10 protein-coding genes are annotated in these 16,990 nt (G+C 64.8%); 2 read left to right on the top strand and 8 right to left on the bottom strand.

Features of this window, described 5'->3' with window-relative positions; all coding sequences use genetic code 11:
• The first annotated feature begins 5 nt into the window (after nucleotides 1–5).
• Nucleotides 6–833: a DUF6063 family protein gene (locus PSRA_RS02275; RefSeq protein WP_094660255.1), complete on the top strand. Its 828-nt coding sequence runs from the start codon at nucleotides 6–8 to the stop codon at nucleotides 831–833.
• On the top strand, nucleotides 817–5,838 hold the full coding sequence (locus tag PSRA_RS02270) for a hypothetical protein (RefSeq protein ID WP_094660254.1): 5,022 nt from the start codon (nucleotides 817–819) through the stop codon (nucleotides 5,836–5,838). Before PSRA_RS02275 ends, PSRA_RS02270 begins: the two co-directional genes overlap by 17 nt.
• A gap of 621 nt (nucleotides 5,839–6,459) precedes the next feature.
• Here the strand turns inward: PSRA_RS02270 and PSRA_RS09305 are convergent.
• From PSRA_RS09305 to PSRA_RS09650, 8 genes are all read right to left on the bottom strand, one after another.
• Entirely contained in the window at nucleotides 6,460–8,052 is a 1,593-nt protein-coding gene (locus tag PSRA_RS09305) for a WD40 repeat domain-containing protein (protein WP_094660253.1), read from the bottom strand.
• 794 nt (nucleotides 8,053–8,846) lie between these two features.
• The gene (locus tag PSRA_RS02260) at nucleotides 8,847–9,446 is read right to left on the bottom strand and encodes an HdeD family acid-resistance protein (RefSeq protein WP_094660252.1); all 600 of its coding nucleotides are present in this window, start codon (nucleotides 9,444–9,446) and stop codon (nucleotides 8,847–8,849) included.
• A gap of 222 nt (nucleotides 9,447–9,668) precedes the next feature.
• Nucleotides 9,669–10,478, bottom strand: a complete 810-nt coding sequence (locus tag PSRA_RS02255) for a type 1 glutamine amidotransferase (RefSeq protein ID WP_245834855.1) — start codon at nucleotides 10,476–10,478, stop codon at nucleotides 9,669–9,671.
• A gap of 5 nt (nucleotides 10,479–10,483) precedes the next feature.
• Nucleotides 10,484–11,998: a Mur ligase family protein gene (locus PSRA_RS02250; protein ID WP_094660248.1), complete on the bottom strand. Its 1,515-nt coding sequence runs from the start codon at nucleotides 11,996–11,998 to the stop codon at nucleotides 10,484–10,486.
• 1 nt (nucleotide 11,999) lies between these two features.
• Complete coding sequence (dnaB, locus tag PSRA_RS02245) at nucleotides 12,000–13,439, bottom strand: replicative DNA helicase (RefSeq protein WP_094660246.1); 1,440 nt, start codon at nucleotides 13,437–13,439, stop codon at nucleotides 12,000–12,002.
• A gap of 100 nt (nucleotides 13,440–13,539) precedes the next feature.
• The gene (locus tag PSRA_RS02240; protein WP_094660245.1) at nucleotides 13,540–15,216 is read right to left on the bottom strand and encodes a hypothetical protein; all 1,677 of its coding nucleotides are present in this window, start codon (nucleotides 15,214–15,216) and stop codon (nucleotides 13,540–13,542) included.
• Nucleotides 15,217–15,517: 301 nt separating this feature from the next.
• Nucleotides 15,518–16,621, bottom strand: a complete 1,104-nt coding sequence (locus PSRA_RS02235) for a glycoside hydrolase domain-containing protein (RefSeq protein WP_275542329.1) — start codon at nucleotides 16,619–16,621, stop codon at nucleotides 15,518–15,520.
• Between the two features lie 13 nt (nucleotides 16,622–16,634).
• A partial coding sequence (locus PSRA_RS09650) for a glycoside hydrolase domain-containing protein (protein ID WP_143516301.1) occupies nucleotides 16,635–16,990 on the bottom strand: 356 nt, incomplete at its 5' end.

Here is a 16,990-nt window from a genome sequence, read left to right as displayed (position 1 = left end):
CCGCCATGCACGCAAGCTATTCCATCGACGACATCTCTCGCGCGCACGAGATCTTCGCCATCCTCGCCACCTCGCCCACGCATGAGCTGCGGCGCACCAACAACCCCGACCTCTACAACGACTATGTGGAGCGCGACGACATCCGCGAGCTGTGCGCTCAGGAGGCCGCCACATGGAACTGCACCATCGTGGCGATGCAAGCGCGCTTCGACATGCCCGGCGAGCGCGACGCCGACGGCCTGTGCCTCGTGCCCGACAAGCTCAACACCACGCTCGGCTACACGCGCGCAACGCTGCGCGACGCGGTGCTGCCTGGCAGCGGCAACACGATGACCGACTACTACCTCATTGTGTTCATCATCATGACGCTGATCGAGATGTTCTACGACGGCAGCGGCGAGGACCCGCGCACACGCTCCAGCATCACGATGCGCGTGCTGCAGACCGAGGTGGAGAGGCAGCTCAAAATCGGCGCGGAGCACGAGGAGGAGCGCGACGGCATCCTCTACACCGACCTGTACAACCGCTTCACCGCGCTGCGCTCGGATGACGACGACACGAAGAAAACCACGAAGCAGGGCTTCATGCACTACACGCTCTCCTTCCTCGACAAGCAGGGGCTGGTGAACTACGCCAAGGACGTGCGCGTCTTCTCCCCGACGGCGAAAATGGACGCCATCATGGAGCGCATCGTGCTGACCGACGATTACTTCGCGCGCTTCTCGCGCTTCTTCGACGTCGACGATGGCGAAATCGAAGATTTCGGTTTCGACGATGACGCAGCGCAGGCCCCGGCAGCCGGAAAGGACTCGGACGATGCCCAGAATCTCTAGGATCCGCTACGCGAACATCCGGTATAACAACAACAAGAGCTCCATTCCGGACCTCACCTTCGACCTCGACGGCATGAACACCGTGTTCCGCTTCGAGAACGGCGGCGGCAAAACCGTGCAGGTCATTCTGCTCAACGGCCTGTTCACGCAAGGCGGCACGCGCAACCTGCAGAAGCGCAACTACGCGGACTACTTCCCCACCACGCAGCCGTCCAGCGTCATCGTGGAGTGGATTCCGGACGGCGCCGACCCCGGCAACGCCAATCTCGCCGCCGCCACTGCCTCCGCCAGCTCCGGCGGCGCAGGTAGCCCGGCCTCCCGGCGCCGTTTCATCACGGGCCTGTGCGCGCGCCGCCAGCCGACATCGGATTCCACCGGCACCTCCGCGGCCGGCGTCTCGGGCCTTGACATGATCGCCTTCGTCGGCGATTACGAGGACGGCGCCGACTGTCCCTACGCGCTGCCCGACTTCCCCGCCACACGCCACACCGCCGAAGGCTATGTGGTGCCCACCTGGCAGGAGGTGACCGCGTTCCTCAAGCGCATGGAGCGCGAATACGGCATGCGCTTCCACGCCTACCGCCTCTCGAACGGCGAGGGCCGCGCATACTTCGCAGACCTCGAGGAGCACCGCATTCACCGCGACGAGTGGACGCGCGTCATCGCACCCATCAACCAGGACGAGAACGGGCTTTCGTCGTTCTTTGAGAAATATGGCACGAGCGAGGCGCTGATCGGCAGCTGGTTCCTTGACATCGCGGCGCAGAAGGCCGATCCGAAGAACAGCTTCGAGCAAACGCGCGACTCGGCGGTGGCATATGCGCGGCAGCGCGAGAGACTGGCGGGCAATTACGCGCGCGCCGAGCTATTCACCACATGCGCCGCAGATCTCGACGCACTGCGCGACGAGCAGGTGGAGCGCTACCGTTCGGCACGTAAGAATCACCTCGAGTCGCTGGGGAGCGCGGCCGCACTCCATACCGCGTTGAGCGGTGCAAAGGCGACGGCCGAGGCGCAGGAAAACGCCGCGAACGAGCGGATTGCCACCGTGGAGTCTGACACCACAACAACAATCGAGCGCAAGTATTCGCATGCCTGCGTGCAGGCCGACGTGACGGCGCAGCGAGCAGAGGAGCTCGAGGCACTGCGGCGCGAGGAGCGCGACGCGGCCGACGAAGCGAACCGCCGTGCGCAGGCGGAGCACACCACGATGCTGCTCGCGCGTGACGAGGAAGCGGTGGGCGAGGCCAGGCGCGAGCTGGACGGTGCGCAGGCGCGGCTGGAGGCGCTCCGGTCGCCCGATGACGAGAACCATCGCAAGCTGGCGGTGTGGGGCCCGAGGCTGTTCGCGTATTACACGGAGGCCGAGGCGCAGGCGCGCGACGCCGCCGAGGCGAAGCGCGGCGAGAGGAAGCAGGCGGAGAGGCGCGAGGATGAGGCGCGGCACGCAGGCGAGGCGGCGCGAGATGAGCTCAGCACGTGCGACGTGACGATTCAGCGCGGCGACGATGCCGTGGAGCGTTTCGGCAAGCAGGCGGACGATTTCGTGGCCGAGTACGGGCCCGATGGCGCAGGTACGGGCGCGGGCGCTAGCGCGGCTACGACAGGCAGCACCGGCGCGGCGAAGCACGGCGCCGCCTCAGACATGACAGACGATGCAGCCGCGGAATCGTTGCCCGACGCCATCGTGACGGCCCGAGACGCCGCCGATGCCGCGGCAACCGAGGCCGCGGCGGCAACACGGCGCTGCCACGAATACGACATGCTTGGCGACCTTGCGCCCGACGCTTTCGAAACCGTTGCCGACGCCTACACACACGATGCGACGGCGGGCGACGCGCTGGCCCAGGAGGCATCGACGGAACGGGAGGGCACCGAGGCACGCCGCGCCGCCCTCGCAGCCGACGCCGAGCAGCGCACCAAGCGCCTCGGGCAGCTCGATGGCGACCTGCGCGAAGCGCGGGCACACCGGGCACGGCTTGACGCGACGCTTGCGTGGATTCGCGGCAGCGTGCTGACGCTCGACCGCCTAGGCATCGACGACCCCTTCGACGCGGAGCTTCCCGGCAGGATCGACACGTTGCACGACCAGGCGCAGCGCGACGCGGAGACAGCGCGCGGCAGGCAGCGCGACGCCGAGGCACGGCGCGACGAGCTGACGAATCTCGGCAAAGGCGAGTCCCGCACCATCGACGCGAGCTTTGTGGCGACGCTCCAGGACGCGGGCATCGATACCATCGAGGGCGCCAACTACCTAGCGAAGTATGTGGACGAGGCGCGACGCGACGAGCTGGTGCGCGAGTATCCGATGCTGCCGTATGCGCTGCTGATTACCGAAAGCAGCGTGGCACGGCTGGAATCCCTGGATTTCCAAGGCACCGTGAGCAGGCCGGTGGCCGTGATGGTGCGCGAGTGGGTCGATGGCGCGGGGGCGCGAGGCGGTGTGGATGCCGCAGACAATGCAACCACAGCGCTTAATCGTCTCGGCGACATCTTTGTGTATTCGCGCTATGACACGCGCATGCTGCATCCCGAGACGCTGCGCCGCAGCATCCAGAAAGCCGCACGAGAGGCCGAAGACTGGCGGCAGCGGGCGGACTCCCTGCAAACGCAGGCCGACGACCTCATGCGCATCGCCACGCGCCTGAGCTCCGACGCGTTCACGCGCGAAGAGAACGATGCTGCAACGGCACGCGTGAAGGAACTCGAGGCGGAGCAGGCCGCCACCGAGCGTAACATCGCCGACGCCAAAGCCGAGATTGCGCGGTTGGAGGGCGTCGGCGCGCAGCTAGATGCTCTGCTCTCCGCGGAGCATGACCGTGCGGGTCGGCGTCAGCGGCGCGGCAATGAACTGGATAAGCTGCGCGACGATTACAGCGAACGCCAGGCCTTGAAGAAGAAGGCCGACGAGGCGCGTCGCCGACGCGCGGCGCTCGAACGCACGATTCGCGACGCACAGGCCGAGCAGTCCGCGCAACGCCGCGCCGCCGACGAGGCACGCGAGGCGGCGAATGCGCTGAACGGCGAGGCGAAGGACGCGCACGCGAAGGCGCAATCGTATGCCGATTACGCAGGCGAGGCTGCCGGCAGCACCACCGGCAGCACCACCGGCGGCGTGGCATCAACCAGCGCAACCGCCGCCGAGCCTTTGGATCGCGAGGAAGCCGAGCGCCTTGCGGCGCAGTACGATGCGATCCGCCATGACGTCGGCGCGAACGAAAGCCAGGCACAGCAGCAGGTCGACGGGGCGCGCAAGCATCTCGACGCCGCGAAGCGCCGGCGTGACGCCACGCTGCGCGATAGCGCGAAATACGGCGTCACGCAGGAGGACGCGCGCGGCATGGCCTACGATGACGACCGTCTCGCCGAGCTCAGCGATGCCAAAGACCGCACGGCCGCGGCCGCCACGACGGCCACGGAGGAATTCGTCCGGGCGCAGACCACGGCCGAGAATGCGCGCAAGGATGTGCAGCGGACGCACGCCGACCTGCGGCGCTACACGCAGCTCGAGGAAGCGCTTCCGGCCGATCAGATTCCGGATATCGACTTCGAGGCCGAGCTGCGCGAGCTCGAGGCGCGGAAGAAGGCGGCGTCGGCGGATGCCGCCCGCGCCGTCGAGCGGCGGCGCGCGTGCGATGACGCGCAGAATCGGTTGGCGAGGTGGAAGGACGCGCTGCCATCGTATGCCCTGTCGGCCGAGGATCTGGCCATCATAGCAGGGCGGCGGGGCGCGAGCGATGGCGATGCTTCTCACGCCGCCACTTCCGCCTCCGCCGCGCCGCAGCACGCCGTGCCAACCACCTTCCGGGTGCCCGCGCACGCCGCCGGCGCCGACGCGCACCGCCCCGTACCCGCGGAATGGCACGAGAACCTGGGAATCGTGGATAACGATGGGCTCGTCAAGCGCGCCGAGAACCTCGACGCCCGCGCGCAGAAGACGCAGACCGCGCTGGGCGCCGCGCAGAACGCGGTGCAACGCCAGCTCGGCAACCTGCAGACGAAGTATTCGCAGGAGTCCGACCCCACGCTCGGCAAGCTCATCTCCGCGCTGCGCGACGCCATCGACGCGGACGCGCAGAACCGCACCGACGTGTTCCCCGGCCAGCTCACGGAACGGCGGCGCAGCCTCGGCGACGCTATCGGCAAGCTGGAGCGCGACCTCACCGACAACCGCAACATGCGCGACCATCTCATCGAGCATTGCGTGGTTCTGCTCGGCGCCATGAACAAGGCGTTGGGCAAGGCCGGAGACAATTCCACCATCGAGATCAAGGGCAAGCCGCAGAAAATGCTGTCCATCGAAGTGCCCAAGTGGGATGGCGCCGACGACTGCCGCGAGCGCACGGAGCGGGCGTTCGACGAAATCATCGATGCGGCGGATGCGGAGCCGTCCACCGCCGACGAGACCATCAAGCGCACACTGACGCTGCCCGGGCTGTATAAGAAAGTGGTGCGGCTCGAGAGCGTGAAGCTCACGCTGTACAAGGTGGAGCGCGACGGTGCTGTGAAGATGACTTGGGACGAGGCGAAGACGAATTCCGGCGGCGAAAGCACGCTGAGTGCGTTCATTGTGCTCAGTGCGCTGATGGATTTCGCGGGGCGCGATGCGGACGGTGTTCTCGATGTTTTCAGCGGGCGCAAGGATTGGAAGGTGCTGCCGATGGACAACCCCTTCGGCAAGATGAACGCCGAGTACCTGCTCGAGCCGATGGCGCGGATGGCAGCGTCGAAGCATGTGCAGCTGCTGTGCTGGACGGGTCTGACCGATGCGAGCATCACGCGCACGTTCCCGAACAACTACGTGGAGCGACTGGCGAATGCGGGCGACGGGCAGCGCATCGTGGTGGCCGAGCGCATCAGCGGCGGGCGCAGGGCTTCGGCCGGGGCCGGCGCGGACGGTACGGCGGGCGCGGCGGCCGGCGCGGACGAATCCCCCGCCCACCGCATCGACGCCCGCCACGTCGAAGACCTCCGCGCCATCCAGTCCACCCTCTTCGACTTCTGATCGACTTCTGATCGCCGCGCCTCTTTCCATCAACAATCTCCCCACCAACAATCTCCCTACCAACAATGTGATGGGTTTCGGACCAAAATCGGGCTCCCGAGCCCCAAAATCACCCGAAAATGTCCGCAACCTATCACACTGTTGCGAATTCCCTAACAATGTGATGGGTTACGGACACGAGGCCGGTCCGGCCGTCACGTCTCTGCCGCAAACGGGGGCATCGAACACCTATTGCGCGGTTCGTGGGGTCCGGAACGTCAGACCGCCGACGTAATTGCAACGTTCCCGGACGCTCTCTACTCGGGCACCCCCTCGAAAACGACCCCACAAACCGCGAAATACCCCTCCGCGGCATATCAAACACCCGCATCGGAGCACCCGACTCACCACTTCGCGTCGCCCGCACCATGTCCGCAACCTGTCCGCAACCTATCACACTGTTCCCGAATTCATAACAATGTGATGGGTTACGGACACAAAACACGATTTTCCCGCCCAAAATCGTCCGAAAATGTCCGCAAGCCATCACATTGTTGCGGAAACGAAAACGATGTGATGGGTTGCGGACATGCGGCCGATTCGGCCCCACCCGATTCGGCTCCACCCGATTCGAACCGGGCGCTAACGCTTAGCGGATTCAGCGGAGGCGAGGCGACGGCGAATCCAGATGGAACCGGCGATCAGAGCGCAGCCCACAACCACCAGCGCAATGATCAGCGGAAGCGTCTTTGACGACGAGCTCTTCTGCGCGGCGGTCGATGCGTCGGAGAAGCCGTTGAGGTCGATGCGGATCAGTCGCCCGACCGAATCGGAGGTCGTAGAGCTCACGCCCGTGTTCGACGATGCGCCCGACGACGACGCATCCCCGGTCGCCAGCACATACATCGCCGACCCGTCGGGCGCGAAGGCCACGCCGCGTACCTCCACGTCGCCGCCCGCGCCGACGCCATCGTAATACACCTGGCCGGTCTGCACGGTGGTGCCCGAATCCGACGCGGACCGCGACACATCAAGCGTCGTCAGCCCCGACGCCGCCGCGCCAGCACCACCCGCAGCCGCGCCAGCGCCACCCGCCGCGCCATCGCTCCCGACCGACACCGACATCAGATACCGCCCATCGGGCGACACATACGCGTCCGGCTCGTTCGCCGCCAGATCGCGCACCTTCGCGCCGCTGGCCGCATCGTAGAGATGCGCACCCGTCGACGTGCCCACCGCAAGCCGCGAGCCATCCGCCGACAGCGCCATGCTCACAATCCTCGCCTGGGAATCCACGCTGATCACGCCCACCTCGCGCGAATTCGCGTTCACCTCGAGCACGTTGCTCACGCTGGAATCCGGCACGTACACCTTGGTGCCGTCGGGGCTCGCACAGCCGATGTAGCTGACCGCCGCCACCGCCAGATGCGTGCTGGAGCCGGTTGCGGGCTCGATGGCGAGGATATGCTCGGCGGAATCGTATTGCGCGTCGGCGATGACGGTCACGCCGTCGTCCGACACGATCAGCGGATTGACCACGCTGGGGTCGGCGCCTTCTTGGAAGACGACGGGCTGCGAGGTGATGCCGCCGCCGGCCACGTCCACGGTGTCAATCTGCCACGTGCCGCCGCTTTGCACCACGGCGTACAGCGTCGAGCCGTCGCGCGTCACCACGTAGTTGCTGGTCACGAGGTCGAGCGTCGTGACGGCGTAGGAGGCGGTGTCGATCACCGCGATGCCGGCGGTGGTGGCCACGAAAAGGCGCGCGCCGTCGGTGGAGAGCGTCACGCCGCCGTTGACGCCGAGGCTGTCGCCGGGCAGAGTGGCGGTGTGAGTGGTGGTGAAGTCCGGGATGTCGACGGCGCAGACCTCGCTGCCGTTCGACACGATATACGCGGTGGCGCCGTCAGGCGAGATGCGCAGCGCGCCGGGGTCGGCGCCGACGCAGGCCGGGTCGGAGAAGTTCGTGGAGTCGAGCGTCACGCTTTCGTTCTGCGCCTCGGCGGGGGTCGAGGAGGCGGTGGCATCGGAGGTTGTGTCGGTGTCGGTTGCGTCGGAGGTGTCCGACGATTCGCCCATCGTATCGGCGCTCGTTGCATCGGCGCTCTGCGCAATCTCCACCGCCTGCGCCTTGGGAGCCGCGGTGTTCTCCGCCCACAGCGCCGCCAGAACGATGCACGCCGACAGCGCCAGACACACCACGAATGCCAGGAGCCGGCGCCGCATGCTGCGCATCTTCCGGCGATGCTCAGCCCCGGGCGACCACAAATCATCGGGCGCGTCAGGCAGCGAACCCCGGCCACGCAATGAATCATGCCATGAATCGTGGATGGACAACGAGTCCCCGCCGCGCTGCGACTTGTGCACTGTTACTCCCGCCTGTGCGCCAATATTTCTCTGCACATGATACGACACAACCCTTGCCCCCGATCGTTCCCTTCCCCGCATCCCGGCTCTCCCGCATCGCCGGCGCTGCACATTCCGGCGCCCGCTCTCACATCGTTCCCATTTCCGCAACAATGTGATGGCTTGCGGACATTTTTCGATGATTTCAGGCGGGAAAATCGTGTTTTCCGTCCGCTACCCATCACATTGTTAGGGAATTCGTAATGGTGTGATGGCTTACGGACACGGTCGGGCGCGCTGGATCGGGGCTCCGACGGGGGTGTTCGAATATGCCGCAGAGGGGTATTTCGCGGTTTGTGGGGTCCTTTTCGGGGGTTGCCCGAGTAGAGAGCGTCCGAAAACGTTGCAATTGCGTCGTCGGTTTGCCGTCCGGGACCCCACAAACCGCGCAATAGGTGTTCGATACTCCGCCCTCGGTCAGTGCGGGGCGGTCAGATCGCCCCGTGTCCGCAACCCATCACATCGTTGTGAATTCCGCAACAATGTGATGGCTTACGGACATTTTTCGACGATTTTGAGGTCGAAATCGTGGATTTCGGTCCGAAAACCATCACATTGTTATGGGAAGAGGGGCGGGAGCCCCACGCACGCGCACGCACGCGCACGCGCCGCGCGCCACGCGGCTAGTCGCGGCGGCCGAAGGTGAGGGCGCGGATGATGGACACGATGCCCATCACGATCAGCGCCACGGCCACGAACATGAACAGGAACACCGTGGACTGCTGCGGCGCGGCAAGCACCACGATGCCCGCGATAATCGACACAAGTCCGTACACGATGGACGCGGCCGGGTTGATGGTGAAGCTCGACTGGAACAGCGACGTGATGCCGTCGAGAATCCACACCATGCCGAGGATGATTGTGACGAACACCACCAGGGACGCGCCAACGGCCTGCGGCGCCTTGAAAATGGCGATGCCAGCGAACACGAACAGCACCGCGCTCAGAATGCCGAGCGTGCGCCAGCCGGCCGGCATGATCGGCGTGCCGATGGCCGCGCCGAGATACACGATGGCGAGCAGCACGAGCCCCACGCCGAGCAGCACGGTGACGGCGGCAAGCGTCTTGCTCGGCCAGAACAGCATGACGATGCCGACGATAAGCTCGACGATACCTCCGATGACACCGGCCTTGCGCACGGTTTTCTTCAGCGAGTCGAACATATCATCGTCGTCTTCGATGTGATAGATCTCATCGGGCTTGAGCGGAGTCTTTCCAGACATCTTTCCTCCTTACTCCCGCGTAGGTACGCGGGGTCGCGTTTGCCCGCCGCGCAACGGCGCGCGGCCGGATACGCTTCCATTGTATGGAGGAATCCACGATTTTCCCGTCATGCGGCGTGCGTAATCGCGGCATGACGGAACGACCGACGGCGTGAGGAATCCACCTCAGCGGAGCCGTCCCGTCGCTCCGCCGACCGCCACCCCTCAGCGCACTGCCGCCCCTCAGCGCGGCCGGCTCGCAGCCACGGCCGCGGCCCTGCGCGCCAGGTCGTCGAGCCGCCTGAGCTCATCGGCCCCCTGCGCGGTCGGCTCGAGCCGCTCCATGCCGTAGCGCCTGCGCGCGGCCTCGCCGATCAGGTAATCCGCCACGCGCGGGTTCTTCGGCAGCACCGACCCGTGCAGATACGTGCCGATCACGGCGTTGTAGCGCGCGCCCTCGGTGTGGTCGCGCCCATTGTTGCCGGTGCCGTCGGCGTCCACCCGCCCCCATGGCCGCGTGCGGCCGCCGTCACGCAGGAAGGTCTGCCCGGAGTGGTTCTCATACCCCACCACGTCGCCGAATTCCTCGGTGTGGTCCACAAGATTGCCAATCATGCGCACGGGCTGGCCGACGGTCACGAGGTCGAGCACGCCGATGCCGGGCAGGCGATCGCCCTCGACGGTCTGGAAATACTCGCCGAACAGCTGGTACATGCCGCAGATGAGCAGCATCGGGCAGCCATCGTCCGCAAGCGCGCGAATCTGCCGCGAGCGCGCGAAAAGGTCGTCGGTGATGGTGCCCTGGCCCTGGTCCTGCCCGCCGCCGCCGAGCACGATATCCACATGCTCGGGCCATTCGTCGCCCTGGTTGTAGTTGTGCACCACGGGCGTGAAACCGTACAGCGCGGCGCGCCGGCGCACGGTGAGCACATTGCCCGAGTCGCCGTAGATATTCATGTCGCGCGGGTACAGGGTCACGATATCGAGCACGCGCCCATCGTTCGCATTCGCCGCCGCGGCCACGTCCGCCGTCCCATCGTTCGCATTCGCCATATCGCTCATAGTCCGGCGTCCTCCACTCGCGTCAGGCGGCCCATGCACTCGCGCACCGCGAGCATGGCCGTGTACGTGCAATAGATGTATTTGGGCTCGTCGGGGTGGCTGCGCACGAACGACTCCACCGCGCGCGGGATATCCTCGTCCACGGCGCGCGCCTCGACGCCATCGTAGGCCAGGCGCAGCGCCATGTCGGTGGCGCGCACGCCCGACACCATGTCCACTCCGGTGGCGCGCAGACTGTCGAAGTCCACGTCCCACAGCCAGCTCATGTCGCGCCCGTCCGCGTATTCGTCGTTGATCACGATCATGGTGCGGTGCCCCTGCGCCGGGAACGAGCCGAGCGACAGGCGGAATCCCATGGGGTTCTTGACGAGGATGAGCTCGACCGGCACGCCATCCACGTCGATGCTTTCGCCGCGCCCGAAGGCCGGCGTGACCTCGCTGAGCGCCGCGATCATGCGGTCGGTGAGTTCCGCGCGGGTCTGCGCCGCGGGTTTCGACGATTTTTCCGACGATTTCTGCGCCGCCGCCGATTTCTGCGCCGCAAGCTTCGACGATGCGGCCGCTTCCGCGCTGGAGCGGCGCGCCAGCTCGACGTCGTCCATGACGGCGCGCACAACCGCGAGCGCCGCGGCCGCGTTGAAGAGGTTGTAGACGCCTTCGAGGCGCAGCGTGGCGTCGTAGGTGCGGCCGTCCATGCCGAAGCGGGCGGCGTGCCCGTCGACGGCGAGCAGCGTCACATCGGCCGGGCGCGTATGGGCGCTGTCGGCGCTGTCGGCGGAATCCTCGGCGGCATCATCGTGAATCGTCGCGCCCGCGCCCGCAGCACCAGCGCCGGCACTACCAGCGCCACCGCCAGCACCCGCAGCACCCTCGTCCCCCGACAGCTCGCAATGCATGGAATCGTCGGTCGGGAAGAAACTCACCAGAGAATCGTCGAGACCGAAATAGCGCACGGCCGTGCCTTTCGGCGCCACCCCGGCAAGCGCCGCCACGCGCGGATCCTCGCGGTTGAGCACCAGCGTGCCGGTTGTTGCCGCGGCCGCCTTGCCCAGCAGGCGCGCGGTGTTGTCGATTTCGCCGAAGCGGTCGAGCTGGTCGCGCATCACGTTGAGAAGCAGCGTGTAGCGCGGCCGCACCCGCTGCACAAAATGCACTGCGTACGCCTCGTCGAGCTCGAGCACGGCGATGTCCGCGTCGAGCCTGCCGCCCACGCTCACCTTGTCAAGCAGCGCCGACACCACGCCGCGCGTGAAATTCGAGCCGGTCGGGTTCGTGAACACGCGCAGGCCCATGCCTTCGAGCAGCGACGCCACGATGCGCGTCGTGGTGGTCTTGCCGTTCGTGCCCGACACCAGCACCACGCCGTAGGGCAGCTGCGCCAGCGTGCGCGCCATGAAGCCCGGGTCGATGCGCTCCACCACCTTGCCGGGGAACGCCGTGCCGCCGCCGCGCAGGCGCGCAACCTTGCGCACGGCCTTGCCGATCGCCGGTGTCAGTGCCTTGAATGCCATGTCACAATCCTTGCTGGTAGTCCTGCGGAAGGTCGCGGAAGCGCGACATCGCGCCCTCGAAGGCGAGGGTGAAGGTCGCGGTCGGGCCGTTACGATGCTTCGCCATGATGATATCCGCCTCGCCCGGCCTGTCGTCCTTGTTGTACACGTCGGGCCTGTTGACGAGGAACACCACGTCGGCGTCCTGCTCGATCGAGCCGGATTCGCGCAGGTCGGACAGCATCGGCGTTCGGTCGGCGCGCGCCTCGACGCCGCGGTTGAGCTGAGACAGCGCCACGACGGGCACCTCGAGCTCCTTGGCGAGCAGCTTGAGGGCGCGGGAGAAGCCCGACACCTCCTGCTGGCGCGATTCCACGGAATGGTCGGAGCTCATGAGCTGCAGGTAGTCGACCACCACGAGGCGCAGGTCGTTCGTCTGCTTGAGGCGGCGGCATTTCGCGCGGATCTCCATCAGACTCATATTCGGCGAATCGTCGAGGAACAGCGGCTTGCTCGCGATCTGCGAAACGCAGGTGTTGAGCTGCTGCCAGTTCTGCGGCGTGAGCTGGTGCGGGTCGCGCAGCACGCCGAGCGGGATATTCGTCTCGGCCGCGAGAATACGCTGCGCGAGCTCGAGCTTGCTCATCTCGAGCGAGAAGATGACGGTGGCCATGTCGTTATGCAGGGCGGCGGAACGCGCGAAATCCACGCCGAGCGTGGACTTGCCCATGGCCGGGCGGCCCGCGACAACGATCATCTGGCCCGGCTGCAGGCCCTGCGTGGATTTGTCGATTTCGCGGAAGCCCGTGGGCACGCCGCGGCTGACGGTGCCGTCCTGGATGCTCTGGAGCGTGTCCATGGCGCTCATGACCACGTCGCCGATGGGCACGTAGTCCTGGCGCACGTGGCCCATGCCGACCTGATAGATCTGCGCCTGCGCAAGGTTCACGATATCCTCGGCGTCGCGGCCTTCGGCATCGTATCCGAGCTGCGCCACCTGCGTGCCGGCCATGATGACGCGGCGCAAAATGGCCTGCTGGTGCACGATGTCGGCATAGTTGACCGCGTTGGCGGCGGTGGGCACGCTGTCGACGAGGGTGGCGAGGTAGTCGGATCCGCCGATTTTCTCCAGCTGCTCGCGGCGGCGCAGTTCGCTTGCCACCACGATGGGGTCGACGGGCTGGGAGCCGGCGAAAAGCGTGATGATGGCCTCGTAGATCATCTGATGCCGGGGCTGGTAGAAATCGGACGGCTCCAGGACCTGGCTGATCTCGCCGACGGCGTCCTTGCTCAGGAGCATGCCGCCGAGCACGGCCTGTTCCGCGCGGTCGTCATGCGGAGGGACGCGGTCGAAAAGACGGGCGTCGTTGGCATCGTTGGCGTTGAAACCGCGCGCCCCGTTCCGGCGCCAGCCGCCGCGCGGCGATGCAGGCGCAGGCCCTGCGGCGGGGGCGTCGGCCATCGGTGGGAAATCCTGGGAAGTCATATCCACGATTCTATGCTGACCGCGCTACGCCGCCGCGCCCAATACGCGCAGCGCGCATTCCCGCGTGGGCGCAAGCTCAGTGGCGCCGGCGCTTGCCTCCCCGATGCCGGGCCGCAACGGCCACGCCCGCAAGCACCGCAACCACCGCAACAGCCACGCCTACGCCCCATGCAACCCTGCGGCCGCGCGAGGCATCGGGAGCGGCGTCCTTCGCATCGTCGGCCTCCCCCGCCGCCGCGGCATCGGACGCGGCCTGGGATGCCGCCGCGGCCTGTTGCTTCCAATCGGCGGGCACCGTCACTTTCGTCAGCGGCAGACCGGCACCGGACACGAACACGCCGGTTCCGTCCGGCGTCGGTATGCTCGCGATGATCGGCGAAGACCCCTCCAGATTCTTCCTCGCCCTCTCGGCATTGGGAATGTCCACCGCATAATTCGCCACATACGCGCCGTCCGTCGACATCATGCGAAGCACCGTGGGCGCGGTTTCATCCCAGATAGTTTCGTCATACACACCCAGCGGTTCGATAACCGTCGATCCGTCTCTCGTCAGGGTTCCTCCGACCGCCCTCATTTTCTCGCCCTTGTATTGCGCACTCGTCATCCACGGCACCGTGCCTTTGACGGACCAATCGGATGTCGACAGGATTGTCTCCTGAGACAATCCACTCGTTGACGAACCCGTGGCAGAAGCCGTTCCGCCATCATCCGGCGCAGTGTCATATCCATACATGACCGACCCATCGGCAGATAGCATCGGCCCATGTCGCAACGACAGACCTTGCAAGTCGTTCACCGCAGATAGCGCACCCGTCCGCAGATTGAGCGCCACAAGGGGCGACGGCGACGGCGCATCATTCAGCGTCGCGTCGGTGAAATACACTGTGTCGGAACTTGCCAGCATCGAGGCGTAAAAACCACGATAGTCTCCGTTGTTCCGCGGCTCGACCAGCGCAAGGTAGTCCTCTGCGGCGGGCGACGCGTCATCATGCGTCGGCACGACGGGAAGCGTGGTCGACGTACCGGTCTGCGCATTGACCGCCACCAGGCTGGCCGTGCTCGAGCCTTGGGGAACCGTATCGACATACCACGTCATGCAATCGGGGGATACGCCTTCGATCAGATCGGCTCCATAACCGGTCGCGGCGAACGGCAGGTTGATGATTTTATCATCGATGATCGTGCCATCGGCTGTGGATATGGAGACGATGCGGCGCTGCTGCCGAAGAGAGGGGTCGGGTCTTGTGTACGCGTAAGCGATGGAGCCATCGGGCGATGGCGCGAACCACATGCTTTCAACAGGCAATCGAGTGAGAGACATGTCGGCGGTGTTAACGGACAGGCCTGAGTCACCTTGCCCGTTGTCATCGGCGCCAAGCACAATATGCGACCCATCGTCCGATATATCGGCGGAATATGCGGGATACAAATCGACGCCCGTCAGATCGGCCTTGCCTGTGACCGTCATGCTCGCCACGTCGATGCGGCAGATGGCGTTTCCGTCCGGATAGGGGATGGTATAAACAGTGGCACCGTCAGGCGAGAACAGGAGGCGAACGCCTTGATCATCAGAGGACGTTCTCTGCGGCATGCACTGTGGGTCCTTCGCCTGGGCCACGCTGGCGGAGGGCAGGTCATCCGCGATGACGGGATCCGCGGAATCATCGGAATCCGAAGAAGAGATTGAGGAAAGGGCGTCGGAGGAAGAGATATCGGAATCATCGTCATCCGCGAATGCGAGCGGAACACTCATCGGCGCCGCCACAAGCGCGCACACGCATGCCGCTGCAACCGCAATCCGCGCCCACGAACCGTACCGGGAGACACGAATCGTCCGCCCATGAAGATTCCGCGCTCCCCCGTGATTCACCGCCCGTGCAATGCCATGCGCTGCACGGCGCAACAGGTTCGCGATTATGCCTTGACCCGGGTTCTCCATGAAAATCCCCCTCAGGTATTCCTACGAGTCCGTGGGCGCACCCGACAGACAGCATGCCTGACCGGGTACGCCCACGGACTATCTCTGACTTCATCTCACGGAATTATCGCCAGAATCATCGCAGAATGCGGTTAGCTGGCTCTGCTCCATACTGTAGCCCCATGTCGACAAATGCATTCACGATAGTACCAGTTTTCCTATCAGTGAAAGTCTTCCACGGAGAGTTCGCCGACTCACGCCAGTGAGAAGCACTGATCCTATACGGCCAGTGACTCCCGCAGGAAGCGGAGGCAGGAATCGCAATCTGCATTCCGGCATGGAGCAGCCCGCTCGATGACACAACGCCGCCAGTACCGGAAACCCAATCGGTGCCATGGACCAGCGTATAAATCCGACACTGCCCGCCATTCAAAACAACCGTATTGGAGTCGTTGCTTGTCAGGCTTGTTCCATCGGAGTTCCAATTAGCGAAATTCTCCTGGCTATCCGCCCAAGCATAGTGGCCTTGGCTTCCTGTCCGTCCATCGACCTCCACCTTTGTGTAATACCCGTGCACAAGATGGCCGTCACCATCATTGGCATAGATCTCGAACTGCAGACCGGTTGCATCCGGGAACGGATTTATGCCCTCCACATCTTTCAGATGATACGGTTTCAAATCACGCGCAAGATACGAAGAACCGTAATGCACTGTGGCAACCACTTCTCCAGGAACAGATTCAAAGTTACCCGAAGGGTGGTAGTTCTTCGTAATCGCGATATCGCCTTGCCACAAATTCGTCTTCGCCTCGAATACAGGCAGAATATCGACATACTGATCCGTGATCTCAGGAATTGGCAGGCAGCACGGCGTGAAGCATTCGGCCATGTCTTTCGACACAAGGTCGTTGTCGATTTCCAGGCTGTCGTTTCCGTGGGTGATTGTGACGTTGGAGATCTGGTCGATGCTCCATCCATCGGGAATCGGATATCCCATATTGCCGCTGAACCCGGAAGACATGTCGGAAACAAAGCTGAATTCGGCATATCCGGCCTCGCAGACCCTCGTGCAGACATTCCGAGGGCCATAGACACCAATACGGTATCCACTCATCTCCCCTGAGAGATTCTTGAAGTAGGGAAGCACATTTGTCGTGACTTCTCCATCAAGGGCATCGAAATCAACAGCAAAGAAAATCACCGCCGAATGAGGAATCCCGTGCTTGGCAGCGCACTTCATAGCAGCAGAGGCATCAGCGGTCCCCCTGTTCCTCGGTGAAGTACGCCAGTTCCGCGCCATCTTCGTAAATCAGGAACAGATCCAAGCCGGCTGCCGTGATTCGTTCTGCCTCTCCATCCCGCAATTCCTTGAAAGAACCACCATTGATATATCGTCCAACATGGCGATAGCCATTGGCAATCAAGGTTGCGACGTGTGCGTCGGTGATTTCGAAACGGGTGTCGCATGCCGTGCCTTTCCTGCTTGTGTCGCCGCAGCTGACGCACAGGCTGAGCCATGTGCTCAGGTTGATGCGTCCCGTCTCGGCGACGGCGTACTTCCTCTGGAACTCCCTGACCCTGGCCGGGTCGATCTTCTCTGGGAACGGAT

The sequence above is a fragment of the Pseudoscardovia radai genome (assembly GCF_002259605.1).
GTDB lineage: Bacteria > Actinomycetota > Actinomycetes > Actinomycetales > Bifidobacteriaceae > Pseudoscardovia > Pseudoscardovia radai.
The sequence above is the reverse complement of the archived record's forward strand: the minus strand, read 5'-3'. Positions and strand labels throughout refer to the sequence as shown.